General features: G+C 24.9%; 27 protein-coding genes and 2 pseudogenes. 17 read left to right on the forward strand and 12 right to left on the reverse strand.

Annotated features, from left to right (window positions below; all coding sequences use genetic code 4):
- Positions 1–10 precede the first annotated feature (10 nt).
- The 3 genes and pseudogenes from AACK97_RS06490 (at position 11) to AACK97_RS06500 (ending at position 2,803) form a co-directional block, all read left to right on the forward strand.
- Positions 11–970 (forward strand): GMP reductase, encoded by a 960-nt coding sequence (locus tag AACK97_RS06490; RefSeq protein ID WP_338967518.1) that lies wholly within the window; start codon positions 11–13, stop codon positions 968–970.
- A 155-nt stretch (positions 971–1,125) separates the two neighbouring features.
- Positions 1,126–1,733 (forward strand): annotated as a pseudogene (locus tag AACK97_RS06495) (IS30 family transposase); the annotation flags it as partial.
- Between the two features lie 125 nt (positions 1,734–1,858).
- Positions 1,859–2,803, forward strand: a complete 945-nt coding sequence (locus AACK97_RS06500) for an IS30 family transposase (protein WP_338967522.1) — start codon at positions 1,859–1,861, stop codon at positions 2,801–2,803.
- Here AACK97_RS06500 and AACK97_RS06505 read toward each other — a convergent pair.
- From AACK97_RS06505 to AACK97_RS06530, 7 genes are all read right to left on the reverse strand, one after another.
- The gene (locus tag AACK97_RS06505; RefSeq protein ID WP_338967524.1) at positions 2,800–3,063 is read right to left on the reverse strand and encodes a hypothetical protein; all 264 of its coding nucleotides are present in this window, start codon (positions 3,061–3,063) and stop codon (positions 2,800–2,802) included. The two genes, AACK97_RS06500 and AACK97_RS06505, sit on opposite strands and share 4 nt — an antisense overlap.
- Positions 3,064–3,416: 353 nt before the next feature.
- Positions 3,417–3,998, reverse strand: a complete 582-nt coding sequence (locus AACK97_RS07705; protein ID WP_422397249.1) for a ribosome-inactivating family protein — start codon at positions 3,996–3,998, stop codon at positions 3,417–3,419.
- Positions 3,995–4,939, reverse strand: coding sequence for an IS30 family transposase (locus AACK97_RS06510; RefSeq protein ID WP_338967526.1), 945 nt, complete (start codon positions 4,937–4,939; stop codon positions 3,995–3,997). Before AACK97_RS06510 ends, AACK97_RS07705 begins: the two co-directional genes overlap by 4 nt.
- Before the next feature lie 159 nt (positions 4,940–5,098).
- Complete coding sequence (locus AACK97_RS06515) at positions 5,099–5,779, reverse strand: SprT family zinc-dependent metalloprotease (protein ID WP_338967528.1); 681 nt, start codon at positions 5,777–5,779, stop codon at positions 5,099–5,101.
- Positions 5,780–5,797: 18 nt separating this feature from the next.
- On the reverse strand, positions 5,798–6,733 hold the full coding sequence (locus AACK97_RS06520; RefSeq protein WP_338967530.1) for a hypothetical protein: 936 nt from the start codon (positions 6,731–6,733) through the stop codon (positions 5,798–5,800).
- A gap of 13 nt (positions 6,734–6,746) precedes the next feature.
- Positions 6,747–7,256: a dUTP diphosphatase gene (locus tag AACK97_RS06525; protein WP_338967532.1), complete on the reverse strand. Its 510-nt coding sequence runs from the start codon at positions 7,254–7,256 to the stop codon at positions 6,747–6,749.
- A 60-nt stretch (positions 7,257–7,316) separates the two neighbouring features.
- Positions 7,317–8,261: an IS30 family transposase gene (locus AACK97_RS06530; RefSeq protein ID WP_338967534.1), complete on the reverse strand. Its 945-nt coding sequence runs from the start codon at positions 8,259–8,261 to the stop codon at positions 7,317–7,319.
- Positions 8,262–8,515: 254 nt separating this feature from the next.
- Here AACK97_RS06530 and AACK97_RS06535 point away from each other — a divergent pair, with 254 nt between their 5' ends.
- Complete coding sequence (locus AACK97_RS06535; protein ID WP_338967536.1) at positions 8,516–9,460, forward strand: IS30 family transposase; 945 nt, start codon at positions 8,516–8,518, stop codon at positions 9,458–9,460.
- A gap of 41 nt (positions 9,461–9,501) precedes the next feature.
- On the opposite strand, the gene rplT is transcribed toward AACK97_RS06535, so the two are convergent.
- The 3 genes from rplT to infC are packed head-to-tail and all read right to left on the reverse strand — an operon-like array spanning position 9,502 to position 10,627.
- Positions 9,502–9,867, reverse strand: a complete 366-nt coding sequence (gene rplT / locus AACK97_RS06540) for a 50S ribosomal protein L20 (RefSeq protein ID WP_338967539.1) — start codon at positions 9,865–9,867, stop codon at positions 9,502–9,504.
- 15 nt (positions 9,868–9,882) lie between these two features.
- A complete protein-coding gene (gene rpmI / locus AACK97_RS06545; RefSeq protein ID WP_338967542.1) occupies positions 9,883–10,077 on the reverse strand; it encodes a 50S ribosomal protein L35 in 195 nt (64 codons plus the stop codon).
- A complete protein-coding gene (gene infC, locus AACK97_RS06550; protein WP_338967543.1) occupies positions 10,034–10,627 on the reverse strand; it encodes a translation initiation factor IF-3 in 594 nt (197 codons plus the stop codon). Before infC ends, rpmI begins: the two co-directional genes overlap by 44 nt.
- 366 nt (positions 10,628–10,993) lie before the next feature.
- Between infC and AACK97_RS06555 the strand changes: the two genes are divergently transcribed.
- On the forward strand, positions 10,994–11,938 hold the full coding sequence (locus tag AACK97_RS06555) for an IS30 family transposase (protein WP_338966716.1): 945 nt from the start codon (positions 10,994–10,996) through the stop codon (positions 11,936–11,938).
- Positions 11,939–12,065: 127 nt separating this feature from the next.
- On the opposite strand, the gene AACK97_RS06560 is transcribed toward AACK97_RS06555, so the two are convergent.
- Positions 12,066–13,177 (reverse strand): IS3 family transposase gene (locus AACK97_RS06560; RefSeq protein WP_338966745.1). Its coding sequence is split into 2 segments (ribosomal slippage): positions 12,066–12,934 and positions 12,934–13,177, totalling 1,113 coding nucleotides; the frame shifts between segments, so codons are not numbered across the junction.
- 2 nt (positions 13,178–13,179) lie between these two features.
- Positions 13,180–13,521 carry a helix-turn-helix domain-containing protein gene (locus AACK97_RS06565; protein WP_338967546.1) on the reverse strand — a complete coding sequence of 114 codons (342 nt, stop codon included), beginning with the start codon at positions 13,519–13,521 and terminating at the stop codon, positions 13,180–13,182.
- 83 nt (positions 13,522–13,604) lie between these two features.
- Between AACK97_RS06565 and AACK97_RS06570 the strand changes: the two are divergent.
- The 12 genes and pseudogenes from AACK97_RS06570 to AACK97_RS06625 form a co-directional block, all read left to right on the forward strand.
- Positions 13,605–14,166, forward strand: a pseudogene (locus AACK97_RS06570) (phosphate ABC transporter ATP-binding protein); the annotation flags it as partial.
- A gap of 42 nt (positions 14,167–14,208) precedes the next feature.
- Positions 14,209–14,949, forward strand: a complete 741-nt coding sequence (locus tag AACK97_RS06575) for a 16S rRNA (uracil(1498)-N(3))-methyltransferase (RefSeq protein ID WP_338967547.1) — start codon at positions 14,209–14,211, stop codon at positions 14,947–14,949.
- A 2-nt stretch (positions 14,950–14,951) separates the two neighbouring features.
- Positions 14,952–15,434, forward strand: a complete 483-nt coding sequence (locus tag AACK97_RS06580) for a hypothetical protein (protein ID WP_338967550.1) — start codon at positions 14,952–14,954, stop codon at positions 15,432–15,434.
- Between the two features lie 24 nt (positions 15,435–15,458).
- A complete protein-coding gene (gene deoC, locus AACK97_RS06585; protein WP_338967553.1) occupies positions 15,459–16,097 on the forward strand; it encodes a deoxyribose-phosphate aldolase in 639 nt (212 codons plus the stop codon).
- Positions 16,098–16,689: 592 nt separating this feature from the next.
- Positions 16,690–17,016, forward strand: coding sequence for a hypothetical protein (locus tag AACK97_RS06590; RefSeq protein WP_338967555.1), 327 nt, complete (start codon positions 16,690–16,692; stop codon positions 17,014–17,016).
- A gap of 2 nt (positions 17,017–17,018) precedes the next feature.
- Positions 17,019–17,240: a hypothetical protein gene (locus tag AACK97_RS06595; RefSeq protein WP_338967557.1), complete on the forward strand. Its 222-nt coding sequence runs from the start codon at positions 17,019–17,021 to the stop codon at positions 17,238–17,240.
- A 164-nt stretch (positions 17,241–17,404) separates the two neighbouring features.
- Positions 17,405–17,635 (forward strand): hypothetical protein, encoded by a 231-nt coding sequence (locus AACK97_RS06600; RefSeq protein WP_338966797.1) that lies wholly within the window; start codon positions 17,405–17,407, stop codon positions 17,633–17,635.
- 11 nt (positions 17,636–17,646) lie between these two features.
- Positions 17,647–17,781, forward strand: coding sequence for a hypothetical protein (locus AACK97_RS06605; RefSeq protein ID WP_338966796.1), 135 nt, complete (start codon positions 17,647–17,649; stop codon positions 17,779–17,781).
- Positions 17,782–17,800: 19 nt separating this feature from the next.
- Positions 17,801–18,043, forward strand: coding sequence for a hypothetical protein (locus AACK97_RS06610; protein WP_338967559.1), 243 nt, complete (start codon positions 17,801–17,803; stop codon positions 18,041–18,043).
- Positions 18,044–18,067: 24 nt separating this feature from the next.
- Positions 18,068–19,051 carry a hypothetical protein gene (locus AACK97_RS06615; RefSeq protein ID WP_338966794.1) on the forward strand — a complete coding sequence of 328 codons (984 nt, stop codon included), beginning with the start codon at positions 18,068–18,070 and terminating at the stop codon, positions 19,049–19,051.
- A gap of 6 nt (positions 19,052–19,057) precedes the next feature.
- Positions 19,058–19,342: a hypothetical protein gene (locus AACK97_RS06620; RefSeq protein ID WP_338967561.1), complete on the forward strand. Its 285-nt coding sequence runs from the start codon at positions 19,058–19,060 to the stop codon at positions 19,340–19,342.
- 2 nt (positions 19,343–19,344) lie between these two features.
- On the forward strand, positions 19,345–19,593 hold the full coding sequence (locus tag AACK97_RS06625; RefSeq protein ID WP_215826579.1) for a hypothetical protein: 249 nt from the start codon (positions 19,345–19,347) through the stop codon (positions 19,591–19,593).
- Positions 19,594–19,604 lie beyond the last annotated feature (11 nt).

The following is a 19,604-nucleotide window of genomic DNA, read 5'->3' on the forward strand; positions in this document are numbered from 1 at the left end:
GGAGAAAAGTATGAAAAGAGAATATTATAATTTTGAAAATATTCGGTTATTACCTAAAAAATGTATTGTTGAATCAAGGAAAGACTGTGATGCCAGTGTGCAGTTAGGTAACTTTAAATTTAAGTTACCAATTGTTCCTGCTAATATGACAACAGTTATTAGTGAAACAATGGCATTATTTTTAGCTAAAAATAATTATTTTTACATTATGCATCGTTTTGAGTTTGATAATGTGGCTTTTGTTGCTAAAATGAAAGCCCAAAATCTTTATAGTTCGATTAGTTTGGGAATTAAATTAGAGGATTATAATGTCATTGATGAATTGAAAGCAAAAAATTTAATTCCTGATTTTATTACTATTGATATTGCTCATGGACATTCGCAATATATGGAAAAGATGCTTAAATACATTAAAATTCATTTACCACAAACATTTGTTATTGCGGGAAATATTGCTACGGTTGAAGCAGCACAAGATTTAGTTTCTTGAGGAGCTGATTGTGTTAAAGTTGGTATTGGTCCGGGAAAAGTTTGTACGACAAAGTTAAAGACTGGTTTTGGCACCGCTGGATGACAACCCAAAGCTTGTTTAGACATTTTTAATACGATTAAACAACCAATTATTTTAGATGGTGGTTTACGCGAACATGGTGATATTGCTAAAGCGATTAGATTTGGGGCAACAATTTGTATGGTGGGAGCGATATTAGCAGGATTGGAAGAATCACCAGGGAAAACTGTCCAAGTTGATGGTCAATTTTTGAAAGAATATTATGGTTCAGCTAGTGCCTTTAATAAAAAAAATACTGATAATATTGAAGGCAAGAGAATTTTTGTTCCGATTGAAGGAAATATTGCTTCAAAGTTAAGAGAAATTAATCAGGATTTACAATCAGCAATTTCATATTCGGGAGGCAATAAACTTTTTGATTTAAGAACCGTTGATTATGTTTTATTAGTTAGTGAATAAAAAAATGTCATTTTTAAATAAATGACATTTTTTCTTTTAAATGAAAGATGTTTTACTAAATCTTATGTTACCTGAAATGTAAAATTAAAAAGGACACTTATATAAAAAACAAATTGTGTTAATTCTATAATTAAGAAAAGAAAGGAATTAGCACAATGTATAAGTATCTGACTATTGAATCAATAATAGCAATAAAAGAATATAAAAGTTATGGATTTTCTATTCGTAAAATAGCAAAAGCAATTGATTATAGTAAATCAACTGTACACAGAGTTTGTAAATTATTAAATCAAAACTTATTACCATTAGAAATATTGAATCAAGTTCAAAAAAATAAACAAAATGCAGGTAGAAAATTAATAATTTTAACTTTAACAGAAATTAATACTATCAATCATTTGTTAATTACTAAAAATTATGCTCTTGATATAATTGCTGATTTTTTAAAGAAAAATAAAATAAAAAATATTTCAACAAAAACTTTATATAACATGTTTAAAACAAATCGAATGGGTTTTGATGAAAAAAATTTATTGAGAAAAGGCAAAAATAAACCTCATAAACAAAAAGAAACTAGGGGCAGAATTAATAATTGTAAATCTATTCATGAAAGAAATTTAATCATTCCAAATATTAAAATATACAAGAATTTGGCCATTTAGAGGGAGATACTATCGTTGGTAAAGATCATAAAAGTTCTATTATTACTTTAGCTGATATATGATCAAAAACCACAATTCCTTTGAAAACCTGAAATATAAAATTAAAAAGGACACTTATGCTGAATTATACTTGTAAGTGCAAGTAAATAAAATTGCAAAAGATTTCATATAAAAATTTCATGATGCTAAGTTTATTTTAGAAAAAGTAAATTTAAGGAGTTTTTATATGGGATACAAACATCTTGGCATAGATGAAAGAATTTATATTGAGAATCAATTGAAATTTAAAGTAAAAATTAGTGAAATAGCTAAAAATCTTAATCGAAGTATTAGTACTATTAATCGAGAAGTTAATAGAAATAAAGATAATAATCATTATTTTTCATTAATTGCACAAAATAAAGCAGAAAATAGAAAACAATTACATGTTTATTTTCATAAATTTAAAAATAGAGAATTAGTAAAATATGTACAACAAAAATTATTATTAGGTTGATCGCCTGAACAAATTTATGGCAGAATTAAAAATTTTCATCAAGAATGAATTATTAGTTTTAAAACAATTTACAATTGAATTTATTCTGGATTACTTGAAAAGGTTACTAGTAAAAATTTAAGAAGAAAAGGTAAGAAACGAAAATCTCAAGAAAATCGGGGTAAATTTAATGGTAAATCCATTAAAGAACGAAATGTTAATAATCGCATAACTCTTGGCCATTGAGAAGGTGATACTGTAGTATCATCACGAGGTAAAAGTAAATCATGTTTAATAACTTTAGTTGAAAGAACATCAAGATTTACTTTAGCAATATTAGTTGAAAATAGAACTACTAAAGTTATTAACAAAAATATTAGTCATTATTTATCAATTCTTCCAAATAATCTTGTTAAGACTATAACATTTGATAGGGGTAAAGAATTTGCTAATTGACAACAACTTGAAAAAAATTTAAATGTGAAAATTTATTTTGCTGATGCATATTCACCTTGACAAAAAGGTACTAATGAAAATACTAATGGTTTAATTAGAGAAAAATTTCCTAAAAAATTTAATTTTTCAAACACTACTAAAAATGCAGTTCATAAATTTATATTGTCTTTAAACCAAAGACCAAGAAAAATACTAAATTATTTTTCGCCAATCGAATATTTGGTTAGAAAAATAATTTAGTTGCACTTAACTTTACAATTTGGCATTTTTTCAAAATTATTTTTATTTATAAATTCATTTAGTCCAAGTTCATTAATTCTTGAATTAATTTTATTAATTGTTTCTAGTTCTTTATATTCTAGATTTATAATTTTTTGATTTTCTTTAATTTTTTCAAAAATATCAATATTTATTTCACTATTTATTTTACCTTTAATTGATTTTTTATTGTTTTTTGTTTTAATTAATAAAGTATCTATTTTTTTATAATATTTTCCCAAAAAATGATTATTTTTAATATGTTCTTTAACATTTTCAATTATTTTTATTTCACATTTTAGTATTTTAATAAGTATTAATAATTTAGTAAACCTTTGTGAAAAAAAATAATCATTATCAGAAATATTTGCATTTTTTTGATCATTAAATAGCGCACCTTGTTCTGGAACGAGATCACTTAAATAAAGTTCTTTAAATGTTTTAATATCAGTATCTTCTAATTCTATTAAAATTTTATTAAATATTTCTTTATTTTTATAAAAAAAATCACCAACATCAATTAAATCAGTTAATTCTTTGAAAATTTCTTTTCTTTTTTCTTCTACATATTTACTTGATGCTATTCATCCACCTATTAATAATTGTTCAGAATAATCTTTTCAATGAATTTTATCATCATTTGTAGAATTAATTTACCATTTTTTTCATAATTAAAAAATTTAAGATAAGAACCAAAACGCATAGACTCACTAGTTATAAAAATCATTTGTACTAAATCATTTTTTGTGGTTTGATTTTGTCTGTTATCATTATTAACTTTTGATAAATTTGAAATTGCATTATTTAAATTACTTTGAGAAATAATAATATTTTGATTAATAGCATTTAAACCTTGTTTTGAGTATGCTCCTGTATAAAATAAATTAATTTTTTGACAATTATATTTTTCTACTATTTTTTTATTTATTGATTTTATTTTTATTTCATCGGTTTTTAAACTTTTACCACATAAATTACTAATTTTTTTATTTAAATAATTTAGTTCATTATTATAATTTAATTTTTTATTATTTTTTTCTTTTTCTTTAAGTGAGATAATTTCATTTTTTTGTTGTAAATATTCTTTTACTTTTTCTTCATTAAATAAAAGTTTATTTTCTTTTAAAATATTTAATTTTTCTTTTAAATGCCAAATTGTAAAGTTAAGTGCAACTAAATTATTTTTCTAACCAAATATTCGATTGGCGAAAGATAATTTAGTATTTTTCTTGGTCTTTGGTTTAAAGACAATATAAATTTATGAACTGCATTTTTAGTAGTGTTTGAAAAATTAAATTTTTTAGGAAATTTTTCTCTAATTAAACCATTAGTATTTTCATTAGTACCTCTTTGTCAAGGTGAATATGCATCAGCAAAATAAATTTTCACATTTAAATTTTTTTCAAGTTGTTGTCAATTAGCAAATTCTTTACCCCTATCAAATGTTATAGTCTTAACAAGATTATTTGGAAGAATTGATAAATAATGACTAATATTTTTGTTAATAACTTTAGTAGTTCTATTTTCAACTAATATTACTAAAGTAAATCTTGATGTTCTTTCAACTAAAGTTATTAAACATGATTTACTTTTACCTCGTGATGATACTACAGTATCACCTTCTCAATGGCCAAGAGTTATGCGATTATTAACATTTCGTTCTTTAATGGATTTACCATTAAATTTACCCCGATTTTCTTGAGATTTTCGTTTCTTACCTTTTCTTCTTAAATTTTTACTAGTAACCTTTTCAAGTAATCCAGAATAAATTCAATTGTAAACTGTTTTAAAACTAATAATTCATTCTTGATGAAAATTTTTAATTCTGCCATAAATTTGTTCAGGCGATCAACCTAATAATAATTTTTGTTGTACATATTTTACTAATTCTCTATTTTTAAATTTATGAAAATAAACATGTAATTGTTTTCTATTTTCTGCTTTATTTTGTGCAATTAATGAAAAATAATGATTATTATCTTTATTTCTATTAACTTCTCGATTAATAGTACTAATACTTCGATTAAGATTTTTAGCTATTTCACTAATTTTTACTTTAAATTTCAATTGATTCTCAATATAAATTCTTTCATCTATGCCAAGATGTTTGTATCCCATATAAAAACTCCTTAAATTTACTTTTTCTAAAATAAACTTAGCATCATGAAATTTTTATATAAAATCTTTTGCAATTTTATTTACTTGCACTTACAAGTATAATTCAGCTTTAAGCACTAACATCAAATTACTTTTGTTAATTTTACAATCAGAACAATTTTACAAAAAAACTTGTTTTAAAATCTGCTGACAAACTTTAAAATTAGGACAAAATTGCACCACTAATTTTCAAAATGCTTGACTATGATTAGGCTCTCATAAATGTACTAACTCGTGAATAATAACATAGTCAATAACCTCAAAATTAAAATGCATAATTTTGGAATTTAGAACAATTTTTTGCTTGTTAAAATGACAAACACCTCATTTACTACGCATCACTCTAAACTTAAGTTGTTGATAGCTTAAATTCATTGTTTTAGCAAGTAATGCCACTCGGGAACTCAAATATAATTCAGCTTGCTTACTAAGAAATTTATTAAAATTTTTCACAAGTTGCTTTTCATCATTGCCTTTTAAATTAACAACAACAGTTGTTGCGACAAAAATAACTTTATTGTTATTAGCAAAATAATTAATTTGCACCTCATATTTCTTATCTAAGAAATAAACAAAATATGGTTTTTGATGCAAATTAATTAAAATCTTTGAGGATTTATTAATAATTTTCTGTAATTTTTTTCAATTACTAATAAGAAAATCCTCAATATATTGTTCTTTCATTCCTAAGGGGGCATTGACAATAATATCCGATGAATAATATCTTACTGATAATCTTTTACCTTGTTGCAAATAATAATCCAACGCTACATTTTCATAAACTAATTGCTTTTTAAGCATCTAATAACCATCCTCATACTACTTTTTAAATATTGTTTTAATGTTTAAAAACATTATTCCCAAAGCTTTAAAATCCCACGGTTGTTTTACTCTTTTTAAAGGAACAAATTTATTTCCTTTTTTAGAAAAATAAGGTTGCACCTTCGTTAAAATTAAATAACCTAAAGATGTAAAAAATATTCCAAAAGTAAATATAAAAATATAACCTAATGGTCACAAACGACCAGTCCGATCAAAAATATTAGCAGTAGTAACAAGATTATTACCACTACCTCATAATGGATAACCATCACGACCAATAAATAATAAATTAGTTATTTCATTTTCATTTTTCGCAATAACTAATGAAAACGCATTAAAACTTAAAGCCATTAAACTAAATATAATTAAACTAATAAAACTTCATAATAAATAATCACGATGATATTGCACAATACCATACATATATAAAAATCAATAAGTAAAAATGATAATAACATGTAAAACATAATATAACCAGTAAGAAAAATGTTGCGGTCCATACGATTTATCAGCTGGAATTAGTAAACTTGCAAAAACCATAATTACTACTCAAGGTGCAGTAATACTAAATAATTTATCATTAGCCTTAATTAATAAAATACCACTAATAATTTGTGTTATTGAACTTAAATGAAATGGGAAAATTCAAGGTCAACCTCGTAAATTTTTTCCTGATTCTTTAAAATAATATAAATATAAAAAATGTAAAAAATAATAAAGAAAATATAAGAAAATTTGAAAAATACCAAGAATTATTAAAAATAATTTATTTTGTGCTAACTTAACATATCCTGTTTTAAAAATAAACAAACAAGCCAAAGCAATTAATGATAAAATAACTGGCAATCAATATTGTCAAGTAACACCAATTTTAGTAATAACTTCACCAGAACTTCCTGCTGGATTAAAAAAATCATATAATGATAAAAACATCTTTACTTCTCCCTTAATAGTTATTACTTATTCGTTGATGATTAATCTCATTTTTATTTAAATAGGCTTGAAAAATATCTTGAAAACTAAACTGCAAAATATTAGCAATTGTAAAAAAATGATTTAAAATATTAGCATAATCATTAGTAATATTTTTTCAAAAAGCAATCGTATGATTAAAAGTTTCTAATATTAACAATGTTAAATCTTGTTCTTGCTTTAATTCATAAGAATATGCTTCTAAATCAATATTAAAACTTAATCCAATACTAATAAGAAAATGCAGACAATCAATAAATTCATCTAAAACTAATTCTTTTGACTTATATGTCATACGATTTGATCAATATTTAAAGCATCGTAATTCATTACTAAATTCCGATAATTCTACTAATAAAGCTAAAAATCGTTTATCAATTGTTTTTTCAACTAATAATTTTTTTTCTTCTAAAATTCTTGCATCTAACTTTTTTTGCAAACTAATAATTTGTTTTCATAATTGTAAATCCAAAATATGTTTCACCCATCCCTAACTTATATTGTTTTATTTATTATAATTGCCAAATTGTAAAGTTAAGTGCAACTAAATTATTTTTCTAACCAAATATTCGATTGGCGAAAGATAATTTAGTATTTTTCTTGGTCTTTGGTTTAAAGACAATATAAATTTATGAACTGCATTTTTAGTAGTGTTTGAAAAATTAAATTTTTTAGGAAATTTTTCTCTAATTAAACCATTAGTATTTTCATTAGTACCTCTTTGTCAAGGTGAATATGCATCAGCAAAATAAATTTTCACATTTAAATTTTTTTCAAGTTGTTGTCAATTAGCAAATTCTTTACCCCTATCAAATGTTATAGTCTTAACAAGATTATTTGGAAGAATTGATAAATAATGACTAATATTTTTGTTAATAACTTTAGTAGTTCTATTTTCAACTAATATTACTAAAGTAAATCTTGATGTTCTTTCAACTAAAGTTATTAAACATGATTTACTTTTACCTCGTGATGATACTACAGTATCACCTTCTCAATGGCCAAGAGTTATGCGATTATTAACATTTCGTTCTTTAATGGATTTACCATTAAATTTACCCCGATTTTCTTGAGATTTTCGTTTCTTACCTTTTCTTCTTAAATTTTTACTAGTAACCTTTTCAAGTAATCCAGAATAAATTCAATTGTAAATTGTTTTAAAACTAATAATTCATTCTTGATGAAAATTTTTAATTCTGCCATAAATTTGTTCAGGCGATCAACCTAATAATAATTTTTGTTGTACATATTTTACTAATTCTCTATTTTTAAATTTATGAAAATAAACATGTAATTGTTTTCTATTTTCTGCTTTATTTTGTGCAATTAATGAAAAATAATGATTATTATCTTTATTTCTATTAACTTCTCGATTAATAGTACTAATACTTCGATTAAGATTTTTAGCTATTTCACTAATTTTTACTTTAAATTTCAATTGATTCTCAATATAAATTCTTTCAGCTATGCCAAGATGTTTGTATCCCATATAAAAAGTCCTTAAATTTACTTTTTCTAAAATAAACTTAGCATCATGAAATTTTTATATGAAATCTTTTGCAATTTTATTTACTTGCACTTACAAGTATAATTCAGCAATTATATTTTTTCAAGTTGCAAATAAAAAAAACCTAGTAATAACTTATAAATTATTACTACCTGAAATGTAAAATTAAAAAGGACACTTATATAAAAAACAAATTGTGTTAATTCTATAATTAAGAAAAGAAAGGAATTAGCACAATGTATAAGTATCTGACTATTGAATCAATAATAGCAATAAAAGAATATAAAAGTTATGGATTTTCTATTCGTAAAATAGCAAAAGCAATTGATTATAGTAAATCAACTGTACACAGAGTTTGTAAATTATTAAATCAAAACTTATTACCATTAGAAATATTGAATCAAGTTCAAAAAAATAAACAAAATGCAGGTAGAAAATTAATAATTTTAACTTTAACAGAAATTAATACTATCAATCATTTGTTAATTACTAAAAATTATGCTCTTGATATAATTGCTGATTTTTTAAAGAAAAATAAAATAAAAAATATTTCAACAAAAACTTTATATAACATGTTTAAAACAAATCGAATGGGTTTTGATGAAAAAAATTTATTGAGAAAAGGCAAAAATAAACCTCATAAACAAAAAGAAACTAGGGGCAGAATTAATAATTGTAAATCTATTCATGAAAGAAATTTAATCATTCCAAATATTAAAAATATACAAGAATTTGGCCATTTAGAGGGAGATACTATCGTTGGTAAAGATCATAAAAGTTCTATTATTACTTTAGCTGATCTATGATCAAAAACCACAATTCCTTTGAAAACTAAAAATCATAAAGCAGAAAGTATTACACAAAGTATAATAAAATTTATTTCAAAATTAATACCAGGAACAATTAAAACTATTACTTTTGATCGTGGTAAAGAATTTAGTAAATGAAAATTAATTGAAAAAAATTGTAATGTTAAAATTTATTTTGCAGATGCCGGAAAACCTTGTCAAAGAGGTTTAAATGAGAACAATAATGGTATTTTAAGAAGATATTTACCAAAATCTACTGATTTATCTTCATATAAACAAAAAGACTTAAATTCTATAGCATTTCAAATTAATTCTACACCCAGAAAATCATTATCTTATAAAAGACCAATAGATTTAATACAATTATTTTAAAAAACTGTCCCATTTATATTTACAATTCAGGCTAGATAAAATTAATCTTTTTTTTCTAATGCTGATTTAGACAAATCAACTAATTTTTTAAATTCAACTGGTTGATGAATTGCCATTTCCGATAACATTTTTCGATTAATATCAACATTTGCTTTATGTAAACCATTAATAAATTGTGAATAAGACATATCATATTCTCTAGCAGCACCATTAATTCGTGTAATTCATAAACTTCGAAACTCGCATTTACGCTTTTTACGATCACGATAAGCATATGCTAAAGACTTCATTACTTGTTCTTTAGCAGTTCTAAATAATGTATGTTTTGAACCAAAATAACCTTTAGCTTGTTTTAAAACCTTTTTACGGCGTTTTCTAGTAGTAACGCCTCCTTTAACTCTTGCCATTATTATATTTCCTTTCTAACTAAGTAGTAAATTTTTTAATCTTCGGTAATCAGTTTTATGTACTGCTCCTTCTTTGCTTAAATGTCGTTTTTGTTTAGTTGACTTATTTTGCGCTAAATGAGAAGTAAAAGCATGCTTTCGCTTTCATTTACCAGTTCCAGTAATTTTAATTCGTTTCTGTAATGCTTTTTTTGTTTTCATTTTTGGCATTTTCTTGCTCCTTTTCTTTAATTAAATCTTTATCTTTTCTAACAATTAAATACATATCATAAAACTGACCAGTTAACTTTGGTGTTTTTTCAATTTCACAATACTCTTTTACTAAATCATAAAACCGCATTAATGTTTCATAACCAAACTCTTTACGATATGATTCCCTACCTCGAAACTTTAAAGATATTTTAACCCGATCACCATTTTTTAAAAATTCTATTACCTTCTTAGCTTTGAATTGCAAATCATGCTCACCAATATTAGGTGTTAAACGCATTTCTTTGTTTTGAATAATTCGTTGCTTTTTTTTATTATCTTTATCTTTTTTTTGCTCTTCATACTTATATCTGCCATAATCTAAAATTTTCGACACTGGCGGATTAGTATTAGGTGCAACAACAAACAAATCTAGTCCTTGCTCTTTAGCAGTCCTTAAAGCATCATTTCGTGACATCACACCTAATTGATTGCCATCTTGATCAATAACTAAAACTTCACGAAAAGGAATATTTTGGTTAATAAAATCAGTATTTGGCTTATGTTTCATAAAATAGAAAACCTCCTATAACAACATAGAAAAAGTGTGTACTAATACACACTCACCATTAAAATATTTAGATTTTAAATCTAAAATTATTATTAGCTGTTTACCCATAACGATAATATGTTGCTATCAGGTGAGTGTAACACTACTTTCTTTTATTTATGTTCCTATAAATAATAACATAAATAAATAAAAATGCAAAAAAATATTAAACTTAGGTCGCGTTTAGTTTTCTTAGGTATTGCTTTGAAAAAGTAAAACGCTGAATTATACTTGTAAGTGCAAGTAAATAAAATTGCAAAAGATTTCATATAAAAATTTCATGATGCTAAGTTTATTTTAGAAAAAGTAAATTTAAGGAGTTTTTATATGGGATACAAACATCTTGGCATAGATGAAAGAATTTATATTGAGAATCAATTGAAATTTAAAGTAAAAATTAGTGAAATAGCTAAAAATCTTAATCGAAGTATTAGTACTATTAATCGAGAAGTTAATAGAAATAAAGATAATAATCATTATTTTTCATTAATTGCACAAAATAAAGCAGAAAATAGAAAACAATTACATGTTTATTTTCATAAATTTAAAAATAGAGAATTAGTAAAATATGTACAACAAAAATTATTATTAGGTTGATCGCCTGAACAAATTTATGGCAGAATTAAAAATTTTCATCAAGAATGAATTATTAGTTTTAAAACAATTTACAATTGAATTTATTCTGGATTACTTGAAAAGGTTACTAGTAAAAATTTAAGAAGAAAAGGTAAGAAACGAAAATCTCAAGAAAATCGGGGTAAATTTAATGGTAAATCCATTAAAGAACGAAATGTTAATAATCGCATAACTCTTGGCCATTGAGAAGGTGATACTGTAGTATCATCACGAGGTAAAAGTAAATCATGTTTAATAACTTTAGTTGAAAGAACATCAAGATTTACTTTAGCAATATTAGTTGAAAATAGAACTACTAAAGTTATTAACAAAAATATTAGTCATTATTTATCAATTCTTCCAAATAATCTTGTTAAGACTATAACATTTGATAGGGGTAAAGAATTTGCTAATTGACAACAACTTGAAAAAAATTTAAATGTGAAAATTTATTTTGCTGATGCATATTCACCTTGACAAAGAGGTACTAATGAAAATACTAATGGTTTAATTAGAGAAAAATTTCCTAAAAAATTTAATTTTTCAAACACTACTAAAAATGCAGTTCATAAATTTATATTGTCTTTAAACCAAAGACCAAGAAAAATACTAAATTATCTTTCGCCAATCGAATATTTGGTTAGAAAAATAATTTAGTTGCACTTAACTTTACAATTTGGCAATTAAATTGTTTTAAAACTAATAATTCATTCTTGATGAAAATTTTTAATTCTGCCATAAATTTGTTCAGGCGATGGATTGGTAACCCTTTTTAGGACACTTTTTATGTAGACTGGTATTTTCTAAATTCAACGGGAGTTAAATAATTTAAACTGCCATGAATTCGAATATTGTTATATCAATTAACAAAATCAAATAGTTCGCATTTTAGTTGTGTTAAGTTTGCAAATTTTTTACCGTTAATAAATTCGGTTTTAAAGGTTTTGTAAGTTGCTTCAGCAACAGCATTATCATATGGGCATCCTTTGGAGCTTAATGATCTTTTAATTTTAAAGGTTATTAAAATTTCATCAATAATTTTATTTTTAAACTCATTACCACGATCAGTATGAAATAAAGTTATTTTATTTAATGGTCGTGTTATCTTGTGAAAAGCTTGTTGAACTAATTCAGCAGTTTTATTTGGTCCAGCACTATAGCCAATTACTTCGCGATTAAACAAGTCAATTAATAAACAAATATAATGTCATTTAGTGCCAACTTGAACATATGTTAAATCACTAACAACAACTTCATTTGGTTTTTTGTCATTAAATTGACGATTTAAAACATTATTAATTTCGTCATTATTAACTGTTTTTTTATGATTACAATATTTTAACTTGGTGTATTTAGAAACCAAATTATTTTTGATCATAATGAATCGGATTTTTCGTCGTGATAAAATGATATTTTTTCTTATTAAAACAGCTTTAATTTTACGAGCACCATAAATCTTGCGACTTTTATTAAATGCACTGATAACTTCTTGTTCATAATTATTAACATCAAACTTGGTGCATTTATTAGTTTGATAATAATATGTTGATTTTAGTAAACCTAAAATCTTACATATTTTCCTCACTGAATATTTATTTTTGTTGTTATTAATTATTGTTATTTTTTCCCGATTATCAGTGCTGCTTGCTTTAAAATGTCATTTTCCATTCGTAATTGTTGGTTTTCTTTTCGCAAGTAAATTAATTCATTTTCTTCGACAGTGCGATTATCTTTTGCTTTAAATGACCCAGAATTATTATAATTTTTAATTCAACTATAAATAGTTGGTTTTGGTAAATTATATTCTTTCCCTAAATTAATAACACTTTTGTCATTTTTGTATAGCATTACAATTTGTTTTTTAAATTCTTCAGAGTATGAGGTTTTATTTCCCATTTTTATATTCCTTCTTTCTTAATAATTTTGAAGTCTATATAATTATGGTCCAACTTATTGTAGCCTATCCACAATCAACCTAATAATAATTTTTGTTGTACATATTTTACTAATTCTCTATTTTTAAATTTATGAAAATAAACATGTAATTGTTTTCTATTTTCTGCTTTATTTTGTGCAATTAATGAAAAATAATGATTATTATCTTTATTTCTATTAACTTCTCGATTAATAGTACTAATACTTCGATTAAGATTTTTAGCTATTTCACTAATTTTTACTTTAAATTTCAATTGATTCTCAATATAAATTCTTTCATCTATGCCAAGATGTTTGTATCCCATATAAAAACTCCTTAAATTTACTTTTTCTAAAATAAACTTAGCATCATGAAATTTTTATATGAAATCTTTTGCAATTTTATTTACTTGCACTTACAAGTATAATTCAGCATGATAATAAACAAGATATTATTGCTTTAAGAACTACGATTGGTATGGTTTTTCAAAAACCTAATCCTTTTCCAAAATCAATTTATGATAATGTTGCTTATGGACCAAGAAGTTTAGGAATTAGAAATCGAAAAAAATTGGATGAAATAATTGAAGATTCATTAAAAAAAAGCGGCATTATGAGATGAAGTTAAAAATGATTTAAAAAGTCCAGCTTTAAGTTTAAGTGGTGGTCAACAACAAAGATTATGTATTGCTCGAGCAATTGCTATTAAACCAGAAGTGCTATTAATGGATGAACCAACTTCAGCATTAGATCCGATTGCTACTGGTAAAATTGAGGAGTTAATATTGCAATTAAAAAAAGATTTTACAATTATTATTGTGACCCATTCAATGCAACAAGCAGCAAGAATTTCTGATCAAACAGCATTTTTTTTAATGGGTAAAATTGTTAAAGTGGCAAGAACAAGAAAATTATTTTTATCACCACAACAAAAGGAAACTGAAGATTATATTGCAGGACGGTTTGGGTAATGATTTAAAAATGATATAATTAATATTGGAGTAGGTGATATAATGCAATGTTATTTTGCTCATTTTCAAGATGAATTCGGCAATTTAATTTTTAATGATATTGATACTCATCATTTAGTTAATGTTTTAAGATTTCAAATTAATGACTTGTTAATTGCTGTATATAATGGCAAAAAATATCAAACGAAGATAATTGAAAAGAAACCACAATTAAAAGTTGAAATTCAAAAAAATTTATTGGAAAATACCGAATTAGAAATAGTTGTAACATTATTAATGCCATTGCTTAAACAAGATCGTAATGATTGAATTGTTCAAAAAGCGACTGAATTAGGTGTGACACAAATTATTGGTATTGCTTTAGAACGAAGTGTTACTAAGATTAAACGAAATGATGATAAGAAAAAAAAGATGATGCGTTGACAAAAGATTGCTAAAGAAGCAGCACAACAGTCGAATCGTAATCAAATTCCAAAAATTGTTGATATTATTACTGATTTTACTGCTATTATTCCTTATAAGAGCGAGTTAAATTTAATTGCTAATGAATTATCATTAGCAACCCGTTCATTGTCGGCACTAATGTTACCATTATCCAAGTCAACAAGTATTACTTTTATTTGTGGACCTGAGGGTGGTTTTAGTGATAAAGAATTAGAATTTTTTAATTTTGAAGGTTTTCATGCAATTAATTTAGGAAAAAGAGTTTTAAGATCAGAAACAGCTGTTTTAGCATTTCTTGCTAATATCGGTTATGAACATGAAAAGTTAAAGGAGCAATAAGAATGTCTTTAAGTTCAAAGCGAATGGGTGCAATTTTAAATTTATTATTTGCAATTAATTGATTGTTTTTAACAATGGTATTTATTAGTGTTCAAAAATCAAATTTACCTTTAAGTGGTGGTTTTGAAATTGCTAGTTATTTAATTCCATTAATAACTTTATGTTTAATAATGGTTTATGTTTGATTAACTTATGTATCAATTAAGAATTTTGATATTAAATATCAATTTAAAGCATATAAATACTTAATATTAATCGTATTGATGGCAGTGATGTCAATTTTAGCCAATTTATTAATTTTAATTGCTAAAAATCACCAAAATGCTATTTTAGCGTTTGGTTTATCAATTGGAATTTCTGGAATATTTGGTTTAGTAACAATTATCTTTGATATTAAGTTTTTTATTCAAAGGTTAAAATGAGAGGCATTATCAAAAAGTGAAATTTCTACCCTAAATGATGAATTAATAATTAAAAATAAATAATTAGTAAGGAGATCTGCTTGTTTTATGAAACTGAATGAATTTATTGATTATACTTTATTAAGTTCATATGCTACGAGTCATGACATTCAAAAAATTTGTATGGATGCTGAAAAGCACAAATTTGCTAGTGTATGTGTTAATCCTATTTATGTTAGTCATGCTAAAAATTTGTTAAAAAAGACAAAGGTTAATGTTTGTACTGTTGTTGGTTTTCCATTGGGTTCGGTGCCTACAAATATTAAAGTGTTGGAAACTGAACAAGCTGTTCGTGATGGTGCCGATGAGATTGATATGGTTATTAATGTCGGAGCTTTAAAAGAAGGGGCATATACGGTAGTATTAAATGATATTAAACATGTTCGGGCTGTATGTCCAAAACAAATTTTAAAAGTTATTATTGAAACTGCATTATTAACGAAAGAAGAAAAAATTCAAGTTTGTAAATTAGCTTTGCAAGCACAAGCAGATTTTATTAAAACTTCAACAGGATTTGCTAAAAGTGGTGCTAAAGTTAAAGATATTAAATTAATTCGTAGTATTGTTAAAGATGCAATGTATATTAAAGCGTCAGGGAAAATTAAAACTAAAGCACAGGCAATAAAACTTATTAAAGGTGGAGCAGACCGACTGGGGATTAGTAAAGCAGCGTTATTGATGGTTTAGTTGCTAATTAATTTTAGTTATAAAAATGGTTTTAATTTTTTGTGAATTTTGTTTCATTATTTGCAATTTTATATCATATTTATGGACGCATAAAGTTTTGTTAGGTAGGAAAAGATTTGAATAAGTATTAAGACAGTCAGTAATGATTGTCTTTTTATTTTATAAGGTGTTAAAAGTTTGTTCTTTGAAAATTAAATACAAGTGAATTAATAATGTTGGTATGTATTAAAGCACGATAAATTGTGAGTGGTCGCCATAACCAAAAGAAGTTTACCAGTTAATAGATAACATCCTATTAGCTATAGCAATTTGTTTCGTTTTGCAATAAAAAAATGAATGGGTGGATTTCCTAAAAATATACACGCTATTAAATTAGTTCCAAGGGTAGGATGCGGATGTTAAAGTGTAGAAATTTCTATATAGGGGTATGCTAAGTTTAAAATTATTAAAATCTTTATCTAATTAAAAAACAAAATTAAATAACAAAGCTTGTTAAACACTTAAATCTGCGATATATAAGTGTTTAAAAAACTAAGTTAACTAACTTAGTTAATATAACTTAGTTTATAACAAATAAGAAAGGTAATTTACTATGAAAAACATTGAAAACATTTTCTTAAATACTAAAAAATATCTTTTAAAAGAAACACAAAACGCAATGCTTATTAAAGCACCAAAAATTCCGTGATTTAATGAACAAATCGGTATTTGGTTTCCAAAGCGATTTGTTTATAAAGGAAAATACGAAAATTCAATTTGCATTGGAATAATAAAAGATAGTAAATATCAAGTAATTTCAATTAATCAACAAGAGCAAGAAACCAAGTTAATTAAAGGCCAAGAATTATTAGGCTTCTTCATTGCCGAAAAAGAAAACAATAAAAAAGATATAAATTATAACTATTTTAAAGGAGTTTAAAAATGAATATTGTGATTTGATTAATATTTATTATCACTTGCATAATGCTATTGGCGTATTTTGCTTATAAAATTTATGCCAAAATAAAAATGCGAATTAAATTTAAAAATGCCATTAAAAATAATACTGGTAATTTCACAAAAGACGAAAAAGTATTTATTGTTCGCTTTGAAGAATGAGTTAAAGCTCCTAATTCAAAAGAAAATAATGAGAATAAAAAATAATGTTTTGAAAAATTATTATGGAATTTTTAGAACTGTTTGTTCCGATAGAAAAAATGCCTGCACAAGTTGCATTTATTGCCGGATTAATTATTATCATTACTTTTCTTTTCGCATTAATTTCAATTATGTATTTACCAATAAAAATGATTTTTGGGAGATAAAAAATGACAGTAAATTTAAAAGAATTTAATTGAGAACAAATTAAACAAACTTTCTGAGATTTGTTTATCCAAATTACAAATATTCCGGCCCATATTAGTGGTGGTAAAGAAATTGATTTAACCCAAGAAACACTTTGACTTTTAATGGCAAACATTGCTTTTTGATTCTTAACAGCGATTATGGTGTGATTTATTCTAATGCTACTTTGAAAAACCATATCAGTATTTAGATAGAAACAAAAGTAATGTCAAGAAGTTACATTGTAATGCATTCACAAAGAAATTCAAAATTAATTAGTAAAAAATACAGTCGTGTTAAGGTTAATCGTGGTTTTAATAAATTTAAGAAAAACTTTGAATATAAATGATGAATGTTTTAAAAAGAAAGGGGGTGATTATATGATTGGAACTTTCTTAACAGAAGCACCAGCAGTAACAAAGATAACAGCTAGTGACGCGATGACTAAATTATGAAATGCGATTATAACAGCGTTTACTAAAATGTGGGAAATTATTGCTGTTAATATGCCACAAGTCGGTAATTTCTTTGCTGACTACTGAATATTCATTTTTCCATTTATTTTGGCAATATTCTTTATTTGCTTTAAAATGTTTGAAAAATTACTTGGAGCTGTACGCTAACAAAAAAATAAAGTGAGGTGCAAGATGAAATTTTGCAAATGAATAATAGAAAAAAATAACCATTTTATTGAATTGAATCGCACCTCATTTTTAATTTTATGACATTGAGGAGCAATTTGATATATTTACAACGGTTATTTTAAAAACATTGTAAGTTATTTATTTTTAGCAGGTTGTATTTTAATTTTTATTTTTAAAATCAGTAATTTAACACAAATTAACAAAGTTATTAATTTCTTAAAAAATTCACCATTAAATATTGTTATTGGTTCATTAGGAACTGGAAAAACCGCCTTTCTAGTATACGCATCAAAATTATTAAAAAAGAAGAAATATCATATCGCATCAACATTTCCATTACTAGAAACCCAAAAATTAAGTTTAGGACATATGGGATTATTAGATTTTGATTATCCGGTATTGCCAGACAAAACCTTACTTTTATGAGATGAAACCAACTTATTTTTAGAAGGAACTGATTGAGAAAAAAATAATACCAAAAACGAAGAAACCGGTATTCAAGAATATTTCGCTCTGGCACGCCATTTCGGTCATATTGTGCTAGCTAGCGGTCAAAGAGATAAACATATTTGAGTTAAAGTTCGTGATATTGCCAATAATGTGATTGTGGGCATTCGTAAAAAACCCGTTAATATTTTTCGCCCCTACTTAAAAGTCATCTATGGCACCTTTACTAGTATTGAAGAATATGAACGCTGACGAAACACTTTAATTGATGCTAAAAATAGTAAAAAGGGTCGTCGCATTAAATACCGTGATATTCCTGAACTTGATATTTATTTTTTTAAACTAAAAATTCCTCTACCAATATTAAACACTTACAATTCTTTTTACCTAGCGTTTTTAAGAGATTACTTAAATTCAAAAGTAAATCCTGACTATGAAGATAAATACTATAATGACACAGCAATTGATTTAGAAGACTTAGAATACTTAAAAATGGATAAATTCAGCAAATTTTTAAGAAAAATGAAAGAAAAGGAATAATAAAAAATGGAAAATCTCGCAAAAATGGACGACTTTCTCGCTCAAATGCTTTATAAAGTTTTTGACTTAATTTGAAGTTTAGAAGTGCCGGGAACGAATATTCAACTGATATTTCCTTTATTCTTAACACTGGCTGTAGAGTTTCTTATGGCAATCATTCTTGGATTTGGCAGTCAACAAATTAATTTAGAAAAACAACGCCAATATGCTGTTAAAAATAAGGGGCGTTTAAGTGCATGAGGAAAAGCTAAAAAACAAATAAAACCAATAAAAACAAAACAAGGTAACTAAAAATGTTTAAACTAATTATTATTTTTATCTTAATAACTGTTCTTGGATTGTTGGCTGGTAGTCATTTTGAAACTTTAACGAACTATATTAGCGAGGGACTTGCCAATTTCCAAAAGTTTATTACTAGCAATTTAACAATTTTAGAACTATTTAAACCAATGGCTCGGACATTTTCGCAACACCCAATTTTTACCATTCTTGGTGTTACTTGTGTACTTATTGCTTTATTTATTGTGATTAAAGGACGATAAAAATATGAAAG

Origin of the sequence: Spiroplasma endosymbiont of Lonchoptera lutea (assembly GCF_964019715.1) — a bacterium.
In the GTDB taxonomy this organism is placed as follows: Bacteria; Bacillota_I; Bacilli_A; order Mycoplasmatales; family Nriv7; genus Nriv7.